This is a genomic window from Comamonas sp. HJ-2 (assembly GCF_053615495.1).
In genome coordinates, this window is the sequence record NZ_JBSIFD010000021.1 from 82621 (window position 1) to 102658 (window position 20038).

Genomic DNA, 20038 nt, shown 5'->3' on the forward strand with positions numbered 1-20038 from the left:
AGGGCAGCGGATAATGAGAGTCTATGGAAACCAAATGGCTTGAAGATTTTGTCAGCCTTGCTGAAACCCGCAGTTTCAGCCGCTCGGCCCAGCTGCGCCACGTTACGCAACCTGCGTTCTCGCGCCGCATCCAGGCGCTGGAGGCCTGGGCGGGAACCGATCTGGTCGACAGAAGCTCGTATCCGACGCGACTGACGCCAGCAGGCAAGACCATGTACGAGCAGGCGCTGGAGATACTGCAGTCCTTGCAGAGCACCCGCACCATGTTGCGTGCCCACGTCAGTGCGGGCAAGGGCATGGTGGGCTTTGCCGTGCCGCATACCTTGGCGTTCACGTTCTTCCCGAACTGGGTTTCGGCCGTGCACGAGAAGTTCGGCCCCTTCCGCAGCCGTCTGTTCGCACTCAATGTGCATGACGCGGTGATGCGTCTCGTGGAAGGTGGCTGCGATCTGCTGATTGCTTACTACCACTCTTCGCAGCCCTTCCAGCTGGACCCTTCGCGCTATGAGATGGTGAGCCTGGGGCATGAGGTGCTGGCTCCCTACTCCAAGCCGGACGAGAACGGCAACCCCATCTTTGCCCTGCCCGGCCGCCAGGGCCAGCCTTTGCCATACCTGGGCTATGCCGCTGGCGCTTATCTGGGGCGGGTGACGGAGCTGATCCTCAAGGAGGCGGCCGAGGCCGTGCACCTCGAGCGCGTCTATGAAACCGATATGGCCGAAGGCCTCAAGGCCATGGCGCTGGAAGGTCATGGCGTGGCCTTTTTGCCCTATAGCGCGGTACGCGGCGAGCTGGAGTCCGGTCGACTGGTGCGTGCAGTGCCGGAAGGTGTGACCGGTTTTCAGATGGACATGGAAGTGCGGGCCTATCGGGAAAAACCCACGGGCGATGCCCCTCAGGGAGGAGCGGCTGCGCTATGGAACTTCCTCAAGGAGCAGGGCGAGATTGCGGGTGGCGAGGTCAAGGCTGTGTAACCCGATCGAGTGTTGCTTTTCTTCCAAAAGGGCCAGTTGGCCCTTTTTTTGCTTGTGTGACCAGCTTGCCGTGATTTCAGGTGTTTTACTGGTGAAAACCCTAATGTTATGCATCGGGTTAATACTGAATATGCAAGTTGCGCATAAGGATTTTTGCCATCGGCATTGGCTTGTGAAATCACGAAAGCATTAGAGTTCGCAGCTTGCACAAAAAGAGGTGCTGCTTTGCAACACAAGATTGAGGCGGTAAGTAGGTGGTTGCCTTCCTGAATTGCCTACGGGAAAAGTCTTAGAAATGATTGCATTTCAGCCATCTTCATGACTGCACAATGTGTGCAGTACATTTGTTAACGCAACCTGTCCACCCTCACAAAGGGCGATGCGTTAAGGAGTGGCAAGCGTTTTTGGTCCTTACCAATAGGAGATCCGTATGAAGAAGCATTTGTTGGCCATCGCCGTAACCGCACTGGCAACTGGCACCGTGTTTGCCCAGGCCAATGACACCTTGGCCAAGATCAAGTCCACCGGCAGCGTCACTCTGGGCGTGCGTGAATCGTCCGGCCTGGGCTATACGCTGGGCAATGGCAAATATGTAGGCTTCCATACCGAAATGGGTGAGCGCATTCTCAAGGACATCCAGAAGCAACTGGGCCTGACAGCGCTGGAAGTGAAGTACCAGCCCGTGACCTCGCAAAACCGTATTCCTCTGGTGCAGAACGGCACCGTGGACATCGAGTGCGGCTCCACCACCAACAACACGGCTCGTCAGAAGGATGCAGCCTTTGCCTTCACCACCTATGTGGAAGAAGTGCGCATTGCCACCCGTGCCAACTCCGGCATCACCGGCATCAAGGACCTGAACGGCAAGACCATCGTGACCACGACGGGTACGACTTCCGTGCAGACCCTGCGCAAGAACAAGCGCGCTGACGGCCTGACCTTCAAGGAAGTCATGGGCAAGGACCACGCCGACAGCTTCCTGATGCTGGAAACCGGCCGCGCCGATGCCTTCATCATGGACGGCTCCATCCTGGCTGCCAATATCTCCAAGTCCAAGGCTCCCAACGATTACAAGATCGTGGGTGAAGTGCTGTCGGTGGAACCCATCGCCTGCATGATGCGCAAGGACGATCCCGCCTTCAAGAAGGCTGTGGACGAATCCATCGTGCGTCAGATCAAGGATGGTTCTCTGACCAAGCTGTACGACAAGTGGTTCCTGCAGCCCATTCCTCCCAACAACGTGAAGGTGGGTCTGCCACTGTCGGCAGCGACCAAGGATGCGTGGGCTCACCCCAACGACAAGCCCATGGAAGCTTACGAAGTCAAGTAATCCCGCCTATAGGTGTACCGCCCCTTCTGCCAAGCGGTTAGAAGGGGCTTTTTTGTTGCGAGGGCCGGTGTGAGCGTTTGCCCTCATAAACCAAGAATGAAAGAGGTGCTCGTATGAGTTGGGATTGGCAGGTGTTCTGTCAGGACACCATTACCCAAGAGGTCGGGCAGAGTTGTTTTGGCAAGAACGGTGACATCACCTATCTGGATTGGATGATGTCGGCCTGGGGCTGGACCGTGTCGGTGGCATTGCTGTCGCTGGTCATCGCTCTGGTGCTGGGCGCAGTCATCGGTACCTTGCGTACCTTGCCCGATCGTCCGTGGATAGTGCGCCTGGGCAATGCCTGGGTGGAGTTGTTCCGCAATATTCCCTTGCTGGTCCAGGTGTTCATCTGGTACCACGTGGTTCCGGCTATCTTCCCCGCAATGAAGTCCCTGCCGGGCTTTGTGCTGGTGGTGTTTGCGATCGGTTTCTTCACCTCTGCCCGTATTGCCGAGCAGGTGCGCTCCGGTATTCAGGCTTTGCCGCGGGGCCAGCGCTACGCCGGCATGGCAGTAGGTTTCACGACCTTCCAGACCTACCGCTATGTGCTGCTGCCGATGGCGTTTCGCATCATCATTCCGCCGCTGACCAGCGAGGCCATGAACGTGTTCAAGAACTCGTCCGTGGCGTTTGCCGTGTCCGTGGCCGAGCTGACCATGTTCGCCATGCAGGCCCAGGAAGAGACGGCTCGTGGCGTCGAAATTTATATGGCTGTGACAGGTCTGTATGTGATTTCTGCCTTCATCATCAACCGCATCATGGCCTTCATCGAGAAGCGTTCTCGCGTGCCCGGTCTGATTGCAGCCAGCGGTGGAGGCCACTGATATGAATCTCAACCTCGACTGGTCGTTTTTCTCGTGGGACCTGTTCAGCAACTTTGTGCTGAAGGGGCTGTATTTCAGCGTGTCCCTGACCGTGATCGCCACGCTGGGCGGCATCTTCTTCGGCACCTTGCTGGCGCTGATGCGCCTGTCGGGCAAGAAGTGGCTGGACCTGCCTGCCACCATCTATGTCAACGGCATGCGCTCCATCCCGCTGGTGATGGTGATTCTGTGGTTCTTCCTGCTGATGCCCATGCTGATCGGCAAGCCCATCGGTGCGGAGACTTCGGCCATCATCACCTTTGTGGCGTTCGAAGCAGCATATTTCTCTGAGATCATGCGTGCCGGCATCCAGTCCATTCCACGTGGACAGGTGTTTGCCGGACAGGCGCTGGGCATGACCTATGGTCAGAACATGCGTCTGGTGGTGCTGCCTCAGGCCTTCCGCAACATGCTGCCCGTGCTGCTGACCCAGACCATCATCCTGTTTCAGGATACCTCGCTGGTCTATGCAATCGGTGCCTACGACATGCTCAAGGGCTTCGAAATCGCCGGCAAGAACTTCGGCCGACCCATCGAATCCTATCTGGCGGCTGCCGTGACCTATTTTGTGATCTGCTTTGCACTGTCTTGGTTCGTCAAGCGTCTGCACAAGAAGATTGCCATTATTCGATGAAACACCCCCTGAGTCGCTTCGCGCCCTCCCCCTCAAGGGGGACGACGGCCTCGGCTGCGGGGCGGCCCTTGCTGGCCGTCCCTGGCCTGACCGAGCCCGTTGCAGGCGCTGCGATGGATCACTGACAAAAGTCGGAGTGAAAAATGATTGAACTCAAGAACGTTTCCAAGTGGTACGGCAGCTTTCAGGTGCTGTCCGATTGCTCCACCAATATCAACAAGGGCGAGGTGGTGGTGGTGTGCGGCCCTTCGGGCTCCGGCAAGTCCACGCTGATCAAGACCATCAATGCGCTGGAGCCTTTCCAGAAGGGCGAGATCTTTGTGGACGGCACGGCAGTGCACGATCCCAAGACCAATCTGCCCAAGCTGCGCAGCCGCGTGGGCATGGTGTTCCAGCACTTTGAGCTGTTCCCCCACCTGTCGGTGACGGAGAACCTGACCATCGCACAGATGAAGGTGCTGGGCCGCAGTGCTGCCGACGCCAAGACCCGTGGCCTCAAGATGCTGGACCGTGTGGGCCTGACCGCTCACAAGGACAAGTTTCCCGGCCAGCTCTCCGGCGGCCAGCAGCAGCGCGTGGCCATTGCGCGCGCTCTGTCGATGGATCCCATCGTGATGCTGTTCGACGAACCCACTTCGGCACTGGATCCCGAAATGGTGGGCGAAGTGCTGGACGTGATGATGGGCCTGGCCAACGAAGGCATGACCATGATGTGCGTGACCCATGAAATGGGATTTGCGCGCAAGGTGGCAAGCCGTGTGATCTTCATGGACGTGGGCGGCAAGATTCTGGAGGACTGCAGCAAGGAAGAGTTCTTCGGCCATCCCGAAAACCGCCAGCCGCGTACTAAGGAATTCCTCAACAAGATCCTGCAGCATTGATGCTGCAGGCAAGCCGCAAAAAGGCGCTCGCAAGAGCGCCTTTTTTCATGGCCTCGCGCCAGACCCAGACCGGCCGCTCAGCATTGCAGCACGCCGCGAGGCTCGCGCATCAGCGTGCTCTGCCCGAACAGGCTTTGCACCAGATCCACCACCAGCTCCGCCGTCTGGTTGCGCAGGTCCAGCGCCGGGTTGAGCTCCACAATGTCCAGCGAGGCAAGACGGCCGGAGTCGGCAATCATTTCCATGCACAGCTGGGCCTCGCGGTAGGTGGGGCCGCCGCGTACCGGCGTGCCGGTGCCGGGAGCAATGTCAGGATCGAGAAAGTCCACGTCAAAGCTCAGATGCAGATGGATGTCCCTGTCGTTGCGTCCCAGCAGGCTGACCAGGGCGCGGCGCATCACTTCACGCATGCCCAGCTCGTCAATGGCCCGCATGTCGTAGACCTCCAGCCCCAGCTCTCGGATCATGTGCTTTTCGCTCTCGTCCACGCTGCGCAGGCCGATCTGGCAGAACGATGAGGCAGGCAGGGCGGGAGTCGTGCCCGACAGCGAGGCCAGTTCCGCCGGTCCCAGTCCGCAGAGGCTTGAAACCGGCATGCCGTGCAGATTGCCCGTGGGCGAACTTTCGGGGGTGTTGCAGTCCGAGTGGGCATCCAGCCAGAGCACGCGCAGTTGCTTGCCCGTGGCGCGGCAATGGCGGGCCACGGCGCTGATGGAGCCTGTGGCCAGCGTATGGTCGCCACCCAGCAGTATGGGCAGCCGGTGTTGCTGCAGCACCTGCAGCACCGCGTCATGGGCGATCCGGTTCCAGCTCAGGCATTCGGCCAGATTGCGCAGACCCTGAGCATCGCGCGCGCCACGCGGGTTGGCGGGGCCGCTCAGATTGCCCAGATCGCTGACCTGCACACCCAGCCGTTGCAGCGCCGGACCGAGCTGGGCCACACGCAGGGCATCGGGCCCCATGGCCGCGCCAAGGCGCGAGGCACCGATATCGGTGGGCAGACCGATCAGTGTGGACGATGTGTATGCCATGAGCCGCTCCGCTTCAGGCCGTCTTACGGGCCGCAAGATTGATGATCTGGGGACTGGCTGCCTGTCTCACCATGGCAAACAGATCCTTGGGGTCGGCGAGCTCCGGCACCAGCTCGATCTGTGACAGCAGGCCCGCGCCTCGTGCCAGGCTGTGCATGGTGCGCAGCGCCGAGTAGTCCTCCAGCGCGAAGCCCACGGAGTCGAACAGGGTGATCTGGGCATCCGATGTCCGGCCCGGCGCCAGCTTCTGCAGCACGCGCCAGAGCTCGGTCACGGCAAAGTCGGCGGGCATTTGCTGCAGCTCGCCCTCGATGCGCGTCTGCGGCTCGTACTCGACAAAGACCTGCGCACGCTGCAGGGCGCTGGCATCGAACTCGGTCTTGCCGGGGCAATCACCGCCCACGGCATTGATATGCATGCCGGGCTCCAGCAAATGTCCGGGGATGATGGTGGCGCGGGTCTTGTCGGCGGTGGCGGTGGTCACGATGTCCGTGCCGGCCACGGCGTCCCGCACGCTGGTGCAGACGATGACCGTGGCGCAAAAGCCGGGCAGGAACGGCTGCAGGTTGCGCAGCAGCTTTTGCGAGGCCGCAGGGTCGATGTCGAACAGGCGCAGCTCGCGCACGCCCAGCAGCTCCATGAAGGCCAGAGCCTGGAATTCGCTTTGCGAGCCATTGCCGATCAGCGCCATGCTGCGGTTGCCGGCGCGCGCCAGATGGCGCGCAGCCATGGCGGATGTGGCGGCGGTGCGCAAGGCCGTGGTCAGCGTCAGCTCGCTGACAAAGCGAGGCATGCCGGTGGCGACATCGGCCAGCGCGCCGAAAGCCATCACGGTGGGCAGGCCCAGGCGCGGATTGTGCGGGTGGCCGTTGACGTATTTGAAGGCGTAGTCCCGCGCATCGGCCACCGGCATCAGCTCGATCACGCCGCTGGCTGAATGGGCGGCGGTGCGCGCGCTTTTGTCGAAGTCCTGCCAGCGGCCGAAGTCGGCCTCGAGGGCTTGGCTGATCAGGCGCAGCACCTGGGTGATGCCGACGCGCGCGACCAGCCGGGCAGCGTCGCTGGCGCTGAGAAAGTCGGTCCGGAATGGTGTACCGGCCGGAGCTTGAGGAACAGGCATGAGACTTCCTCCTTGGCTTCATTTTTGAGGATTTTTGCGCCAAATGCCAGAGAGAAGAGCCTGTGACCGCCGTGGGAGCACTGCTCTTGCGGGGTCGGGTGCGGCCTTGCCGCCAGGGAAGATGGGACAATATCGGCCATGACTCAGACCATCACGATTACCCGCCCCGATGACTGGCACTTGCATGTGCGCGATGGCGATGCCATGCGCTGCGTGGTGCCGCACACTGCCCGCCAGATGGGCCGTGCCATCATCATGCCCAACCTCAAGCCCCCGGTCACCACGGCGGAGATGGCTGCGGACTACCGCGCCCGCATTCTGTCGGCCGTGCCTGAAGGCAGCCAGTTCCAGCCGCTGATGACGCTGTATCTGACGGACAACCTGGGCCCTCAGGAAATCGTGCGCGCCAAGGCGGCCGGCGTGGTGGCCTGCAAGCTGTACCCCGCAGGTGCCACGACCAATTCCGACCATGGCGTGACCGATCTGCGCAAGATCTACCCGACGCTGCAAGCCATGCAGCGCGAAGGCCTGGTGCTGCTGGTGCATGGTGAAGTCACCGATCAGAGCATCGACCTGTTCGACCGTGAAGCCGTGTTCATCGAGCAGCAGCTCAAGCCTCTGCGCAAGGATTTCCCCGAGCTCAAGATCGTCATGGAGCATGTGACGACCAAGGAAGCCGCCGAGTACGTGGCTGAGGCCGATGATTTCCTGGCTGCGACCATCACGCCCCAGCATCTGCTGTTCAACCGCAACGCCATCTTCCTGGGCGGCGTGCGCCCGCATTTCTATTGCCTGCCGGTCCTCAAGCGCGAAACCCATCGCCTGGCGCTGGTGCAGGCCGCCACCAGCGGCAGCAGCAAGTTCTTCCTGGGCACGGACAGCGCACCCCATGCAGCGCATCTGAAGGAAGCCGCGACCGGTTGCGCCGGCTGCTACAGCGCCCACGCCGCCATCGAGATGTATGCCGAGGTGTTTGACGGCGTCGGGGCTCTCGACAAACTGGAAGCCTTTGCGTCCTTCAACGGCGCCGACTTCTACGGACTGCCCCGCAACACCGACACCATCACCCTGGTCAAGGAAAGCTGGAAGCCGCCCGTGAGCTTTGCATACGGCGAAGGGGCGCAGCTCAAGCCGTTGCGCTTTGGCGAAGCCCTGCCCTGGAAGATGCTGGATTAAAAACAGTAGCTGCAGGCGCCTGTGTTCACTTGAATTAAAGGTATTTTCGGTCTGAAATCAATAAAGGAGTTGCGCAAGCTGCTCCTTTTTTAATTTGGCTTTGAGCAAGGCCTCGGTTAGGCTTGGCCAAACAGCGCTCAGGAGATTGCATGCCCAACGATGTCCAGCCCAGGATTGCCTTGCTGATCGATGCGGACAACGCGCCCGCGGAGATGATTGACGAGATATTGACCGAGCTGTCCACCTTCGGCCTGATCAATATTCGCCGTGCCTATGGCAACTGGACCAAGGCCGGTCTGCACGGCTGGCAGAGCAAGCTGCTGGAGTACGCCGTGCGGCCCATGCAGCAGTTCGACTACTCCAAGGGCAAGAACGCGACCGATATGGCCATGACGGTGGATGCCATGGAGCTGCTCTATACCGAAAAGCCCGATGCCTTCGGCATCGTTTCCTCGGACGCCGATTTCACGCCGCTGGTCATGCATTTGCGCGCCAAGGGCGCTGCGGTCTATGGATTCGGTGCGGAGCAGACGCCCAGGGCTTTCGTCAATGCCTGCTCGCGCTTTCTGTATTTCGATGCGCTCAAGGAACTCGGCGACGGCATTGTCAGCCGCAGTGAACGCCGCGAAGCACTGGAGGCCGAGGTGGTTCCACGTGCAGTGCCTGCGGCAAGCCAGCCATCCGAGCAGACCCTCCCTGTCAGCAATGGCAAGGTGGCCGGTGGCACGGGCGCTGCGGCCCCGGCATGCACCACGTTGCGCGTGCCTTCGCACATGCTCAAGGAAGACAGGCAGCTCATTGCCATGCTGCGCGATGCCGTCAAGGCCACGCAGGACGAAGCTGGCTGGGCACGTGTGGCTGCGGTGGGCACGCATATCGGCAACAAGTTGTCGTTTGATGCGCGCAACTATGGCTATGCCTCGCTGACCAAGCTCATGGCTGCGACCCAGGTGTTCGAGCTGCGTGACGAGGGCACGGCCAGGGTGGCGGTGCGCGATCTGCGTGGGCATCAGGACGAGGTGCTGCCTTGATGCAGCCAGCCGCAATGCAGTCAGTGGATTGGGCCATTGACTGGCAGGCGCCCTGGCTGGCACCGCTGCAGGCGCTGGGCCGCCAGGTTCATGACCGGGTGCTGGGCGGTGCCGGCGTGGCCCGGGCCTTGCAGGAGGTGGCTGCCGCCCAAGGACTGCTGCCGGGCTGGCAGTTCGTCGATCAGCTGCAGCTGCCTGCCGGCCAGGCCTATGAGGCATTCATCCACAGCCGGCGCAGCATTCCCACGCGCGACAATCTGCATGACTTCTTCAACGGCCTGATCTGGCTGCACTGGCCGCTGCTCAAGCAACGGCTCAATGCATTGCAGGCGGCCGAGATCGCGCGCCAGGGTGTGGGGGCGCAGCGCGGGCGCCTGCGCGATTCGATCACGGTGCTGGACGAGAACGGCGGCTTGCTGCTGGCGCCGCAGGCCCTGTGCGATGCGCTGCGCGACAAGCGCTGGCAGGAGCTGTTTGTGACCCGGCGTGCGCTGTGGGAGCAGGCGCGCTTCCTGCCCATAGGCCATGCCCTGCTGGAAAAGCTGGTTCAGCCGCGCAAGGCCATCACGGCGCATGTGATCTGCGTGCCGCTGGAGCAGGCGCCGCGCCTGGCATCGCTGGCCGAGGCAGACGGCTGGCTGGACCATCAGTTGCGGACCCAGTCTTGCAATCTGGCCAGCAAGCCCTATCTACCAATTCCCATATTGGGAATCCCGGACTGGTGCCTGCAAAACCAGAACTTTTCCTTCTATGATGACTCTCTAGTTTTCCGAGCCCCACGTACCGCACAAACAACACAACAACGGGTACTGCCAGAAAGAGAACTGGCTTGATGAGCATTCGCCCTGCACAGGCGGTGCCTCAGGGGTTCTGGTCATTTTGTCCCCTGTGTGGAGTACACCCTCGATGAAACGTATTGCCTTATTTCTACTGACCAATATCGCCGTGGTGGCGGTATTGGGCATCGTCGCCAGCTTGCTGGGCGTCAACCGCTACCTCACTGCCAACGGCCTCAATCTGGGCGCCCTGCTGGGCTTTGCCTTTATCATGGGCTTTGGCGGCGCCATCATCTCGCTGCTGATCTCCAAGCCCATGGCCAAGTGGACATCGGGTGTGCAGGTCATCAACGAGCCGCGCAACGCCGATGAGGCCTGGATCGTCAACACCGTGCGCGGCTTTGCCGAAAAGGCTGGCATCGGCATGCCCGAGGTCGGCATCTATGAGGGCGAGCCCAACGCCTTTGCGACCGGCGCTTTCAAGAACTCGGCCCTGGTGGCCGTGTCCACAGGTCTGCTCGAAGGCATGACCCGTGAAGAGGTCGAGGCCGTGATCGGTCACGAAGTGGCCCACATCGCCAATGGCGACATGGTGACCATGACGCTGATCCAGGGCGTGATGAACACCTTTGTGGTCTTCCTCTCGCGCGTGATCGGCTATGCGGTCGACTCCTTCCTGCGCCGCAACGACGAGCAAAGCACCGGCCCTGGCATCGGTTACATGATCACCACCGTGGTGCTGGATATCCTGCTGGGCTTTGTCGCCGCCATGATCGTGGCCTGGTTCTCGCGCCAGCGCGAGTTCCGTGCCGACGCGGGTGCTGCCCAGCTCATGGGGCGCAAGCAGCCCATGATGAATGCGCTGGCCCGTCTGGGCGGAATGCATCCGGGCGAGCTGCCCAAGAGCGTGGCGGCCATGGGCATTGCCGGTGGCATCGGCCAGCTGTTCTCTACCCACCCGCCCATCGAGCAGCGCATTGCTGCACTGCAGAACGCCCGCTAAGCGTACGCATGTGTAAACGGCAGTAGCCGGTCTTTACCGCTGCTTCACAAGCCCCTGTCAACAACCGGCAGGGGCTTTTGCGTTGTAGGAGCATATACATGTCCCCGGACTTTCAGGAGTTGTGATGTCCTTCATCTCTCAAACCATGACCCGCCGACTGCTGCCGGTCTTGCTGCTGGGCGGCTCCGCTGCCCTGCTTACGGGCTGCGTGGTGGCCCCGGCCTATCCGGCTTATGGAACCGAGGTGGTTGCGGGCGACGTCTATGCACCCATGGCCCCGCCTCCCCTGATCAACGAGGTGATCCCGGTGGCTCCCTCGCCGGCCTATGTCTGGATCGGCGGCTCCTGGGGCTGGGGCGGCGGGCGCTACAACTGGCGTCCCGGCCGCTGGGCCATGCCGCCACGTCCCGGCTATGGCTGGCATGAAGGTGGGTGGAATCATGGTCCTGGCGGCTGGCATCACGGCGGCGGCCATTGGGGACCGCGCCGCTGAGGGCGTCCGCTAGGTGACAAGAGAGGGCATCCGCCCGCTAGGCGGGCCGTGCATGTATCGCTAGAGTCGGATGCAGGAGGTTTGCCGTGAATCCTGCTCTTGTCACCCGCCGCGAAGGCGCTGTTCTCATCCTCTCCAACAACAACCAGGCAGCGCGCAATGCGCTGTCGCCCGAGTATTACCACGCGGTCATGGAAGCGCTGCGTGCGGCCGGCACCGATGCCTCGGTGGCCGCCGTGATTCTGACGGGCGAGGGCGGTCATTTCTGCGCTGGCGGCGATCTGAACCAGCTGGCAACGAGGCGCGAGATGCTGCTGGCCGAACGCCGCCTAAAGCTTGAGGACCTCAATCATCTGATGCGTGCCATACGCGACTGCCCCAAGCCCGTGATCGCGGCGGTGGAAGGCGCTGCCGCAGGTGCGGGCCTGTCGCTGGCCATGGCCTGCGACATGCTGGTGGCGGCAAGGTCGGCGGTTTTCTCGGTGGCCTATGTGAAGGTCGGTCTCACCCCCGACGGTGGCGCGACCTCGTTTCTGGCCGAGTTCATGTCCCGTCAGTTGCTGACCGAGCTCTGTCTGACGGGTGAGCGCATCAGCGGCGAGCGCATGCATGCGTATGGCTGCATCAACCGTTTGACGGAGCCGGGCCAGGCCCTGGCCCAAGCGCTGGAGCTGGCGCGGCAACTGGCCCAGGGGCCGGAGGTGGCGACTGCGCGTATCAAGGCACTGTGCCGGGTGGCTCACAACCACAGCCTGGAGCAGCAGCTGGCGCTGGAGGCTGACCATATGGTCGAGGCCCAGGGCAGCGAGGAGTCCCGCGAAGGCATCGCGGCCTTTCTGGAAAAGCGTGCGCCCGACTTTGCCAGGCTGCGCGGAGCCTGATGGAGCGCTTCTGGCGAGCTAGCGAACCGTGTAGTTGAGCTGGAACATCACGCCGGCATTGCCCAGCACATTGATCTGGGCTCCCCAGTTCCGATTGAAGTCATAGCCCACGGCCGGAATGGCCGTGATGCCCCAGCCATGCCGGTTGTTGAACGGGATCTTCTTGTTGTACGGAAACTTGTAGCCGTGAATGATGCCGCCCGTGACCTTGAAGAAAAGGCCTGGCACGCTGTCAAACGGCCTGAAGCGCCAGCCGTAGTAGGCGTACTGGCTGGGCTGACCGAATGAATTCCTGAAATAGGCCAAGCCTGCGATATGGCGTTCGTCCAGCTCCTTCTCGGCCTGGATCAGCCAGACATAGGCGTGCTTTTGTTCGTCGGGCTCGAAATCGTTTTCCTTCTTGGCATCGGAGAAATGCCAGTCCAGCGGGGCGTAGCCAAACATCCAGCCCGAGAGCGCCGAGGGCTTGTCGGCGCTCTTGTCCGCCGCGGCAGCGGGATCACTAGTTTGTGCGCCGGCACTGGCGGCAGCCAGCCAGCAGGCCAGTCCCAGGGTGGCAGAGGCAGGGGCGAGTCGCAGAGATTTCATGATGACGCTGGCATGCGATGAAGTCCCCAGCGTAGCGATGCCAGGCCCTGGACCATGTCAGTCAGCGTCCCAAAACTTGTAAAAGCCATGACCAGCGGTGTGCTCGTGCCCCTTAAAGGCAGCCAGCTGCGGGGCAGCCATGCCTGGGGCACACAAAGAGGCCGCTGCCGCGTTGCTTACAGCGCGCCGCCCGAGCCGCGCGCGCCCGAGGAGGGCACCTCTACGCCGAGAATCGCGGCCGCAACTGCTTCGCCGACCTTGATGCCGTCCACACCGGCCGACAGAATGCCGCCCGCGTAACTCGCACCTTCACCGGCCGGGTACAGACCACGCGTGTTATCGCTCTGGAAGTCGGCGCCGCGGCCGATCTTGACCGGGGACGAGGTGCGGGTTTCCACACCGGTCAGCACCGCATCCTTCATGTCGTAGCCGCGAATCTTCTTGCCAAAGGCGGGCAGGGCCTCGCGCATGGCTTCGATCGCATAGGCGGGCAGGGCCTGGTGCAGATCGCCGAGGCTGATGCCGGGCTTGTACGAGGGTTGCACCTCGCCAAATTCGGTGGAGGGCTTGCCAGTCACAAAGTCGCCCACGAGCTGGCCGGGCGCACTGTAGTTCTGGCCGCCGAGCACATAGGCTCTGGATTCCAGCTGGCGCTGCAGCACAATGCCGGAAAGCGGGTGATGCTCGCCTTTTTGCTGCTTTTCAACACCAAAGGTCTTGCCGTCAAAGGCCCAGGCAAAGCTCTCGGCGTCTTGCGGGTAGTCCTCGGGGCTGATGGCGCAGACCATGCCGGCATTGGCATTGCGCTCGGCGCGCGAATACTGGCTCATGCCGTTGGTGACCACGCGCCCGGGTTCGCTGGTCGCTGCCACCACGGTGCCGCCCGGGCACATGCAGAAGCTGTAGACGGCGCGGCCATTTTTGGCATGGTGCACCAGCTTGTAGTCGGCAGCGCCCAGCAGCGGGTGGCCGGCATCCTTGCCCCAGCGGGCGCGATCGATCACGCTTTGCGGATGCTCGATGCGAAAGCCCACGGAGAAGGGCTTGGCCTCCATGGCCACGCCGCGCTCGTAGAACATGGCAAAAGTGTCGCGCGAGCTGTGGCCCAGAGCCATCACTGCATGATGGGTGGGCAGCGCATAGCTTTGGCCTGTGGCCTGGTCGAGCACCTGCAGGCCGACCAGTTGGCGCTGGCCGTCGACTTCTTCGATCTGTACATCGGTCACGCGCTGCTCGAAGCGGATTTCGCCGCCCAGGCGCACGATTTCCTCGCGAATGCCTTCGACCAGCTTGACCAGCTTGAAAGTTCCGATATGAGGGTGAGCCGCGTAGAGAATTTCGGGCGGCGCGCCATAGGTCACGAACTCGGCCAGCACCTTGCGGCCCAGATGGCGCGGGTCCTTGATCTGGCTGTAGAGCTTGCCGTCGGAGAAGGTGCCGGCGCCGCCTTCGCCGTACTGCACATTGGACTCGGGCGTCAGCTCGCGCTTGCGCCACAGCCGCCAGGTGTCCTTGGTGCGCTCGCGCACGGTCTTGCCGCGCTCCAGCACGATGGGCTTGAAGCCCATCTGGGCCAGAACCAGCCCGGCAAACATGCCGCAGGGGCCAAAGCCCACGACCACGGGGCGCTCATCCAGATCGGCCGGAGCCTGACCCACGGGCTGCCAGCTCATGTCTGGCGTCGGGTTGACATGGGGATGGTCGGCAAACTGCGTCAGCAGCGCGGCCTCCTGGCCCTCGTCGGCCAGCGTGATATCGACGATGTAGACGGCCAGCAACTCCGCCTTGCGCGCATCGAAGCTGCGCTTGTGCACATGCAGCTTGGCAATGGCGGCGGCCGCAATTCCCAGGCGCTCGGCCGCAAGCTGCGTGAGCTTGTCCGTGGGCTGGTATTCGGTGTGGTTCTCGGGGTGGTATTCAACCGCCGAGAGAGGGAGTTTGAGTTCTGCGATCCGGATCATGGCTTGTACCTATCAAGCAAGGGTCTGGATGGTACGGCAAAGACCTGATGACTGCGCGACGAGGCCATGGTGACCTCGGCTTTTGTTGTGCTTATCGCTTCTAAGAAGATAGCGGTTTGCGCTTGATACAGCTCATGTTCTCATCTCTTTGAATACGAAGTTGCTATGTAACAAGCGCAGCCAGCTATGCATTTGATAGTGATGTGCTGGTGGCCTTTTGTTATTTGTAGAGCAGTTGCGGCAGCCACAGACCGATCTGCGGCCAGATGTAGAGCAGCACGATGGCCAGGATTTGTATGCCCATGAAGGGCATCATGCCCACGAATATCTGGTTGAGCGTCACCGAAGGCGGTGCCACCCCCTTGAGGTAGAAGGCAGACATGGCCACGGGCGGAGAGAGGAAGGCCGTCTGCAGATTCAGCGCCACCAGCAGGCCGAAGAACAGCGGGTCAACGCCAAAGTGGTTGAGCAGAGGGATGAAGATGGGCATGAAGATGACGATGATCTCCGTCCATTCCAGCGGCCAGCCCAGCAGAAAGATCACGACCTGAGAGAGGATCATGAACTCTATCTTGCTGAGGTTCATGGACAGCACCCAGCGCTCTATCAGCTCCTGCCCGCCCAGCAATGCAAAGGCGGCGGAGAAAATGGCCGAGCCCACAAACAGCCAGCAGACCATGGCCGAGGTTTTGGCAGTCAGGTACACGGACTCCTTGACGACATCGATACTCAGGCGCTTGTAGGCAGCGGCAAGCACAAAGCCGCCCAAGGCGCCCATGGCAGCCGCTTCGGTCGGCGTGGCCAGGCCAAAGACAATGGAGCCGAGTACGGTCAGGATCAGCACCACCAGCGGAAAGAACGAGCCCAGCAGCATCTTGAAGATTTCCAGCCGCGCAAAACTCAGAAACAGATAAAACAGTGCGGTGCAGGTCCCCAGCAGTGCAAAGCCAATCCACCACCAGGTGGGGGCTGGCTGGGTTTCAGCCTGGCTGGCAGCAGGCACGCCCGGTGCGTTGCTGCCTGTTTCAGGCTCTGTCGGCGCCGTTGCTGCCACCGGGGCGGAGGACTCTGAGCCGGGCGGCTCCTGCAGCCCTCCTTCTGTGGGTGGTTCCTGCAAGCCACCTTCTATAGGCGGCTCGGCAAGGCCAGTGCCGGAGCTGGAGGAGCTGCCGCTTTCCATGCCTATGGGCTGGATCTCGAACTGTTCCTGTACCTTCGGCGTCGTCACTGCCTGCCAGCTGCTGGCAGCCAGCAGCAGGAACAGCATTCCGGGCAGAACCACCACGGCCAGCTGGCGCAGCAGATAGCCCGTGGGAACCTGTGCATTGCGCTGGCCTTTGAGTGCGGTCAGCAGGCGCATGGGGGCGTATTGCTGAGCGGTGGCGGGCAGCTCGCGCGTCAGGGGCGGTAGAGCTACCAGGCGCTCGGCGGCTGACAGCGGTGGTGCCCAGGCCGGCTTGATCTTGGCCATGATAACCACATAGCCCACGTACAGGCCGGCAAGCATCAGGCCGGGGAAGAAAGCGCCGGCATACAGCTGGACGACGGAAACGCCTGCTGTCGCGCCATAGAGAATCAGCAGCACCGAAGGCGGTATCAAGATGCCCAGGCAGCCACCCGCCGTGATGGCCCCTGCCGCCATGGACGTGCTGTAGCCGGCACGCAGCATGGTGGGCAGTGCCAGCAGGCCCATGAGCGTGACCACGGCGCCCACAATGCCGGTGGCGGTGGCAAACACGGTGCAGGTCACCAGCGTGGCCACAGCAAGCGAGCCCGGCACGCGGGCCATGGCCAGGTGCATGCTTTTGAACAGCTTTTCGATCAGGTTGGCGCGCTCGACCAGATAGCCCATGAAGACGAAAAGGGGGATGGCGATGAGCACGTCATTGGTCATGCTCTTGTAGGCTGACTGCACCATCAAATCCAGTGTGCGTGTGGTATCGCGCTCATAGGCCAGCCAGGTGAAGATCATGCCCATGCCCATCAGCGTGAAGGCAGTGGGAAAGCCCAGCATGATGGCGACCACCACCAGCGACAGCATCAGCAGGCCCAGATGGCCGTTGGTGATGTTTTCTACGCCCAGCAGCAGCACGATGGCCGAGAGCACGACCAGGGCCATGATGGAAAAGCCGAACCAGAGTTCCTTGCGCATCTTCATGCTTTGCCCTCCTGCACCATTTCCTTGAGCTTTTCCACATCCACTTCTTCCACGTCTGCGCCGCGACGGGGCCATTGGCCGTCGCGCAGGCACAGCATGCAGCGGGCGATTTCAGCCAGGCCCTGAAGCAGCAGCACGCCACCAGCCAGCGGAATCATGAATTTGAATGGATACAGCGGCAACGGATGGGCAGAGAAGGTCTGCTCGCGAATGTCCAGCGATTCGTGGGCATAGGTCCAACCGGCCCAGGTCAGCGCCAGTACGCCAGGCAGGAAGAACAGGATGTACAGGCACAGATCCACGGCAGCCTGCGCACGCGGGCTGAAGAAGCCGTAGAGCACATCGCCGCGCACATGGCCGTTCTTGGACAGGGTGTAGGCGCCGGCCAGCATGAACATGGTGCCGTAGAGCATGATCTGTGCATCCAGCACCCAGGCGTGAGGTTTGTTCAGTGCGTAGCGGGAGAATACTTCCCAGCTGATCAGCATTGTCAGCAGCACCACGGCCCAGGCCGCCACCTTGCCGATAAAGGTCGAGAACGCATCGACAGCAAGCAGAATTTTTTGCATGGCAGTCTCCGCTGCGTGATGCAGCGAGGTGCGAAGAGGATGGGATGCCCGCCTGCCGGGGCGGGGTTGCGGGAGGCAGACAGGCGCAGCCCCTTCTGGGCTGCGCTGTGTCGGCATCAACTGCGTTTTTGCGCGAAGTAGTGGTTCCAGGCCATCTTGAAGTCGAGGTCGGTATCGTTTTGCCAGCGCCCGCTGCGCTGGGCAAACGTGCGCATGGAGTCCATCACCCGCTTGAACATGGGGTTCTCGGAGGCCTTCTTGGATGTCACCTTGTCCCAGGCGGCCAGTTGGGCGCGCAGGATGGTGTCGGGTGTCTTGTAGAACTTCACGCCCTGCTTGGACTGCATCTCTGCATAGTCCTTGGCATAGCGGTCGGTGGCCTTCCAGCTCATGTCGGCGCTGGCGGCCTGGGTGGCGTACTCGATGATGGACTTGATCTCGGCCGGCAGGGCGTTGAACTTGGTTTTGTTGAACAGCACCTCGAACTGCTCGCTCGACTGGTGAAAGCTTTGCAGCATGCAGTTCTTGGTCACATCCGGAAAGCCCAGCACGCGGTCGCTGGATGCATTGTTGAACTCGGCGGCATCCAGCAGGCCGCGATCCAGGGCTGGAACGATCTCACCGGCAGGCAGCGGGTTCACTGCCAGACCCATTTCCGTAAACACATCCACGGCAAGGCCGACGGTGCGGAATTTCAGTCCCTTCAGGTCCTCCACCTTGGCCACGGGTTTCTTGAACCAGCCCAGCGGCTGGGTCGGCATGGGGCCGTAGAGTTTGGAGACCACGTCCATTTTCAGGCCGCCGTAGATCTCGTCCAGCAACTCCTTGCCTCCGCCATAGTTGTGCCAGGCCAGCACCATATTGGCATCCATGCCAAAGGCCGGTCCGGACCCCCACAGCGCTACGGCCTGGCTTTTGCCATACCAGTATGCAATCACGCCGTGCCCGCCATCCAGCGTGCCTTTGGATACGGCATCCAGCAACTGGAATGCAGGCACCACGGAGCCGGCAGGCAGCACCTCGATCTTGAGGCGGTTGCCAGTCATGTCGTTGACTTTCTTCGCGAAGTCCTGGGCAAACTCGTGAAAAATATCCTTGGCTGGCCAGGTACTCTGAAAGCGCCAGGACGTGGTCTGGGCCGTGCTTATCATGGGCACGGACATGGCGGAAGCAGCCACCGCGGCACCTTTGAGTAGGTTGCGGCGGCCGGTTTTCTGGGTCTCCTGTGTCATCTACTTCATCTCCTCTGGGTGGTTATCCTGGCCTTCCGCCAGTGCATGCATCTTTGAAGCGAGTGACAGGCCGGCGCAGAGGGTTAACACCAGACTTGATGAGTGGATGGCGGCTTGAATTCTTGATATTTTCTTATTGAAATCAATCTATTACGCCCGAAATTAAAGTGGTGTTTGCTATGGATTGGTGAGTGTTTGGCAGTGCTGGAGATTTGCCGGTTAAGGGTAATTTGGGGGGCACTGCGTGGATGTATCGTTGCGGTAAAGCTCGCAAGGCAAGCGCCTGAATGACTTGCCGTGCACTAGCATGCAGTCAGTCAGTCTGACTTGACGCCAAAGCTGCATGTCTCATTCATCCTCCGACTCTTTTCTACCGCTTACCCGCAGACATTGGCTGCAGCATTCCGGTGCTGTGCTGGGGGTGCTGCCCGTCATTCCCTTGCTCGGCTGCGCAGCTCCCGCTACGGAGTCGGTGAGGAGCGTGGGGAAAGCGGCTGCTCCATGGTTGAGCGGTGGCACCAAGGCCATCACCGCCGCCGTGCGCGGCATCAACCCGTTTGCCGGTGCCGGGCTGGCGGGCAGTTGCCGCCTGACCTGCGAGGCCACCATCGGCCCCTGCCATACGCTGTCTCCCGAGCGCATGGATGTCAGCGATGGCTGGGATGGCCTGCCGCTGCATATGCAGATCCGCGTGGTCAACGAGCGCTGCGAGCCGGTGCCGGGCACGATTGTGGAGATCTGGCATACCAATCACACGGGCGGTTACTCGGGCCAGATCCACCGCATGTGCAACAACGATGCGACCGATGGGAACAAGCAGTTCTTTCGCGGCTATCAACGCACCGACGGCAATGGCGTGGCGCGCTTCGACAGCTGCTACCCCGGCTGGTATCGCGGCCGCGCCGTGCATGTGCACTTTCGCATTCTGCAAGGCAGCTACGACCCGGCGGACAGCGCTGCATCGTGGCTGACCAGCCAGTTGTTGTTCAGCGATGCGCTCAACAGCGAGATCTTTGCGCAGGCGCCGCTTTACAGGGACAAGGGCCAGCCCGATACCCGCCTGGATGTGGACAACGTGGTCGGGCAGGAGCCGGACAAGACGCCTTATGTCTTCGATGTGCAGAACCTGGGAGGGGTGATGCTGGCATCGAAGACCGTGGTGGTGCGCAGCGATAGTGCCGACAAGCTCTGCCAGGTCAAGGGCTCCATGCCGCCAGGCGGGCCAGGAGGCCCGGGGCGGCGGCCGCCGCGCCCGGGCATGATGCCGCCACCTCCGCCCGGCACCTGAACCAGGC

General features: G+C 61.8%; 19 protein-coding genes. 12 read left to right on the forward strand and 7 right to left on the reverse strand.

All coding sequences use genetic code 11. The features are described 5' to 3' along the window. Nucleotides 1-23: 23 nt before the first annotated feature. The 5 genes from ACWGXF_RS17570 to ACWGXF_RS17590 all read left to right on the forward strand — a co-directional run bounded on the left by ACWGXF_RS17570 (nucleotide 24) and on the right by ACWGXF_RS17590 (nucleotide 4724). A complete protein-coding gene (locus ACWGXF_RS17570) occupies nucleotides 24-974 on the forward strand; it encodes a LysR substrate-binding domain-containing protein (protein ID WP_039050033.1) in 951 nt (316 codons plus the stop codon). A 430-nt stretch (nucleotides 975-1404) separates the two neighbouring features. Then, nucleotides 1405-2304: a transporter substrate-binding domain-containing protein gene (locus ACWGXF_RS17575; protein ID WP_003051113.1), complete on the forward strand. Its 900-nt coding sequence runs from the start codon at nucleotides 1405-1407 to the stop codon at nucleotides 2302-2304. Between the two features lie 113 nt (nucleotides 2305-2417). Beyond that, complete coding sequence (locus ACWGXF_RS17580) at nucleotides 2418-3170, forward strand: amino acid ABC transporter permease (RefSeq protein ID WP_003068095.1); 753 nt, start codon at nucleotides 2418-2420, stop codon at nucleotides 3168-3170. Between the two features lies 1 nt (nucleotide 3171). After that, nucleotides 3172-3843, forward strand: a complete 672-nt coding sequence (locus ACWGXF_RS17585) for an amino acid ABC transporter permease (protein WP_003068096.1) — start codon at nucleotides 3172-3174, stop codon at nucleotides 3841-3843. Between the two features lie 143 nt (nucleotides 3844-3986). Then, nucleotides 3987-4724, forward strand: a complete 738-nt coding sequence (locus ACWGXF_RS17590; protein WP_003068099.1) for an amino acid ABC transporter ATP-binding protein — start codon at nucleotides 3987-3989, stop codon at nucleotides 4722-4724. Between the two features lie 77 nt (nucleotides 4725-4801). Here ACWGXF_RS17590 and rocF read toward each other — a convergent pair whose 3' ends face one another. Together rocF and ACWGXF_RS17600 are read right to left on the reverse strand one after the other, a co-directional pair. Beyond that, nucleotides 4802-5755 (reverse strand): arginase, encoded by a 954-nt coding sequence (gene rocF, locus ACWGXF_RS17595; protein ID WP_046460560.1) that lies wholly within the window; start codon nucleotides 5753-5755, stop codon nucleotides 4802-4804. Between the two features lie 13 nt (nucleotides 5756-5768). Further along, nucleotides 5769-6875: an ornithine cyclodeaminase gene (locus tag ACWGXF_RS17600; RefSeq protein WP_452102211.1), complete on the reverse strand. Its 1107-nt coding sequence runs from the start codon at nucleotides 6873-6875 to the stop codon at nucleotides 5769-5771. Between the two features lie 129 nt (nucleotides 6876-7004). Between ACWGXF_RS17600 and pyrC the strand changes: the two genes are divergently transcribed. From pyrC to ACWGXF_RS17630, 6 genes are all read left to right on the forward strand, one after another. Next, on the forward strand, nucleotides 7005-8051 hold the full coding sequence (pyrC, locus tag ACWGXF_RS17605) for a dihydroorotase (RefSeq protein ID WP_452102219.1): 1047 nt from the start codon (nucleotides 7005-7007) through the stop codon (nucleotides 8049-8051). Nucleotides 8052-8200: 149 nt separating this feature from the next. Next, nucleotides 8201-9082 carry an NYN domain-containing protein gene (locus ACWGXF_RS17610; RefSeq protein ID WP_202787688.1) on the forward strand — a complete coding sequence of 294 codons (882 nt, stop codon included), beginning with the start codon at nucleotides 8201-8203 and terminating at the stop codon, nucleotides 9080-9082. 14 nt (nucleotides 9083-9096) lie between these two features. After that, nucleotides 9097-9915 (forward strand): DUF3025 domain-containing protein, encoded by an 819-nt coding sequence (locus ACWGXF_RS17615; RefSeq protein WP_202787687.1) that lies wholly within the window; start codon nucleotides 9097-9099, stop codon nucleotides 9913-9915. Between the two features lie 73 nt (nucleotides 9916-9988). Then, nucleotides 9989-10861 carry a protease HtpX gene (htpX, locus tag ACWGXF_RS17620; RefSeq protein ID WP_452102212.1) on the forward strand — a complete coding sequence of 291 codons (873 nt, stop codon included), beginning with the start codon at nucleotides 9989-9991 and terminating at the stop codon, nucleotides 10859-10861. A 124-nt stretch (nucleotides 10862-10985) separates the two neighbouring features. Continuing rightward, nucleotides 10986-11354, forward strand: a complete 369-nt coding sequence (locus ACWGXF_RS17625; RefSeq protein WP_003068115.1) for a YXWGXW repeat-containing protein — start codon at nucleotides 10986-10988, stop codon at nucleotides 11352-11354. Between the two features lie 86 nt (nucleotides 11355-11440). Next, nucleotides 11441-12235 carry an oxepin-CoA hydrolase, alternative type gene (locus ACWGXF_RS17630; RefSeq protein ID WP_452102213.1) on the forward strand — a complete coding sequence of 265 codons (795 nt, stop codon included), beginning with the start codon at nucleotides 11441-11443 and terminating at the stop codon, nucleotides 12233-12235. Nucleotides 12236-12253: 18 nt separating this feature from the next. On the opposite strand, the gene ACWGXF_RS17635 is transcribed toward ACWGXF_RS17630, so the two are convergent. The 5 genes from ACWGXF_RS17635 to ACWGXF_RS17655 form a co-directional block, all read right to left on the reverse strand. After that, complete coding sequence (locus ACWGXF_RS17635) at nucleotides 12254-12823, reverse strand: hypothetical protein (protein ID WP_054073861.1); 570 nt, start codon at nucleotides 12821-12823, stop codon at nucleotides 12254-12256. A 176-nt stretch (nucleotides 12824-12999) separates the two neighbouring features. Further along, nucleotides 13000-14784 (reverse strand): NAD(P)/FAD-dependent oxidoreductase, encoded by a 1785-nt coding sequence (locus ACWGXF_RS17640; protein ID WP_452102214.1) that lies wholly within the window; start codon nucleotides 14782-14784, stop codon nucleotides 13000-13002. A 220-nt stretch (nucleotides 14785-15004) separates the two neighbouring features. Then, nucleotides 15005-16942: a TRAP transporter large permease gene (locus ACWGXF_RS17645; protein ID WP_452102215.1), complete on the reverse strand. Its 1938-nt coding sequence runs from the start codon at nucleotides 16940-16942 to the stop codon at nucleotides 15005-15007. Then, nucleotides 16939-17511, reverse strand: coding sequence for a TRAP transporter small permease subunit (locus ACWGXF_RS17650; RefSeq protein ID WP_003068125.1), 573 nt, complete (start codon nucleotides 17509-17511; stop codon nucleotides 16939-16941). Before ACWGXF_RS17650 ends, ACWGXF_RS17645 begins: the two co-directional genes overlap by 4 nt. Nucleotides 17512-17627: 116 nt before the next feature. Beyond that, nucleotides 17628-18743 carry a TRAP transporter substrate-binding protein gene (locus ACWGXF_RS17655; RefSeq protein ID WP_012839868.1) on the reverse strand — a complete coding sequence of 372 codons (1116 nt, stop codon included), beginning with the start codon at nucleotides 18741-18743 and terminating at the stop codon, nucleotides 17628-17630. Between the two features lie 343 nt (nucleotides 18744-19086). On the opposite strand from ACWGXF_RS17655, the gene ACWGXF_RS17660 reads away from it, so the two are divergent. Then, on the forward strand, nucleotides 19087-20031 hold the full coding sequence (locus ACWGXF_RS17660; protein WP_452102216.1) for a dioxygenase family protein: 945 nt from the start codon (nucleotides 19087-19089) through the stop codon (nucleotides 20029-20031). The last annotated feature ends 7 nt before the right edge of the window (nucleotides 20032-20038 follow it).

Excerpts from the sequence above, each read along its gene's own strand:
- ACWGXF_RS17570 (WP_039050033.1), top strand. The coding sequence starts at position 24 with ATGGAAACCAAATGGCTTGAAGATTTTGTCAGCCTTGCTGAAACCCGC.
- ACWGXF_RS17575 (WP_003051113.1), top strand. The coding sequence starts at position 1,405 with ATGAAGAAGCATTTGTTGGCCATCGCCGTAACCGCACTGGCAACTGGC.
- ACWGXF_RS17580 (WP_003068095.1), top strand. The coding sequence starts at position 2,418 with ATGAGTTGGGATTGGCAGGTGTTCTGTCAGGACACCATTACCCAAGAG.
- ACWGXF_RS17585 (WP_003068096.1), top strand. The coding sequence starts at position 3,172 with ATGAATCTCAACCTCGACTGGTCGTTTTTCTCGTGGGACCTGTTCAGC.
- ACWGXF_RS17590 (WP_003068099.1), top strand. The coding sequence starts at position 3,987 with ATGATTGAACTCAAGAACGTTTCCAAGTGGTACGGCAGCTTTCAGGTG.
- rocF (WP_046460560.1), bottom strand. The coding sequence starts at position 5,755 with ATGGCATACACATCGTCCACACTGATCGGTCTGCCCACCGATATCGGT.
- ACWGXF_RS17600 (WP_452102211.1), bottom strand. The coding sequence starts at position 6,875 with ATGCCTGTTCCTCAAGCTCCGGCCGGTACACCATTCCGGACCGACTTT.
- ACWGXF_RS17610 (WP_202787688.1), top strand. The coding sequence starts at position 8,201 with ATGCCCAACGATGTCCAGCCCAGGATTGCCTTGCTGATCGATGCGGAC.
- ACWGXF_RS17615 (WP_202787687.1), top strand. The coding sequence starts at position 9,097 with ATGCAGTCAGTGGATTGGGCCATTGACTGGCAGGCGCCCTGGCTGGCA.
- htpX (WP_452102212.1), top strand. The coding sequence starts at position 9,989 with ATGAAACGTATTGCCTTATTTCTACTGACCAATATCGCCGTGGTGGCG.
- ACWGXF_RS17625 (WP_003068115.1), top strand. The coding sequence starts at position 10,986 with ATGTCCTTCATCTCTCAAACCATGACCCGCCGACTGCTGCCGGTCTTG.
- ACWGXF_RS17635 (WP_054073861.1), bottom strand. The coding sequence starts at position 12,823 with ATGAAATCTCTGCGACTCGCCCCTGCCTCTGCCACCCTGGGACTGGCC.
- ACWGXF_RS17640 (WP_452102214.1), bottom strand. The coding sequence starts at position 14,784 with ATGATCCGGATCGCAGAACTCAAACTCCCTCTCTCGGCGGTTGAATAC.
- ACWGXF_RS17645 (WP_452102215.1), bottom strand. The coding sequence starts at position 16,942 with ATGAAGATGCGCAAGGAACTCTGGTTCGGCTTTTCCATCATGGCCCTG.
- ACWGXF_RS17650 (WP_003068125.1), bottom strand. The coding sequence starts at position 17,511 with ATGCAAAAAATTCTGCTTGCTGTCGATGCGTTCTCGACCTTTATCGGC.
- ACWGXF_RS17655 (WP_012839868.1), bottom strand. The coding sequence starts at position 18,743 with ATGACACAGGAGACCCAGAAAACCGGCCGCCGCAACCTACTCAAAGGT.
- ACWGXF_RS17660 (WP_452102216.1), top strand. The coding sequence starts at position 19,087 with ATGTCTCATTCATCCTCCGACTCTTTTCTACCGCTTACCCGCAGACAT.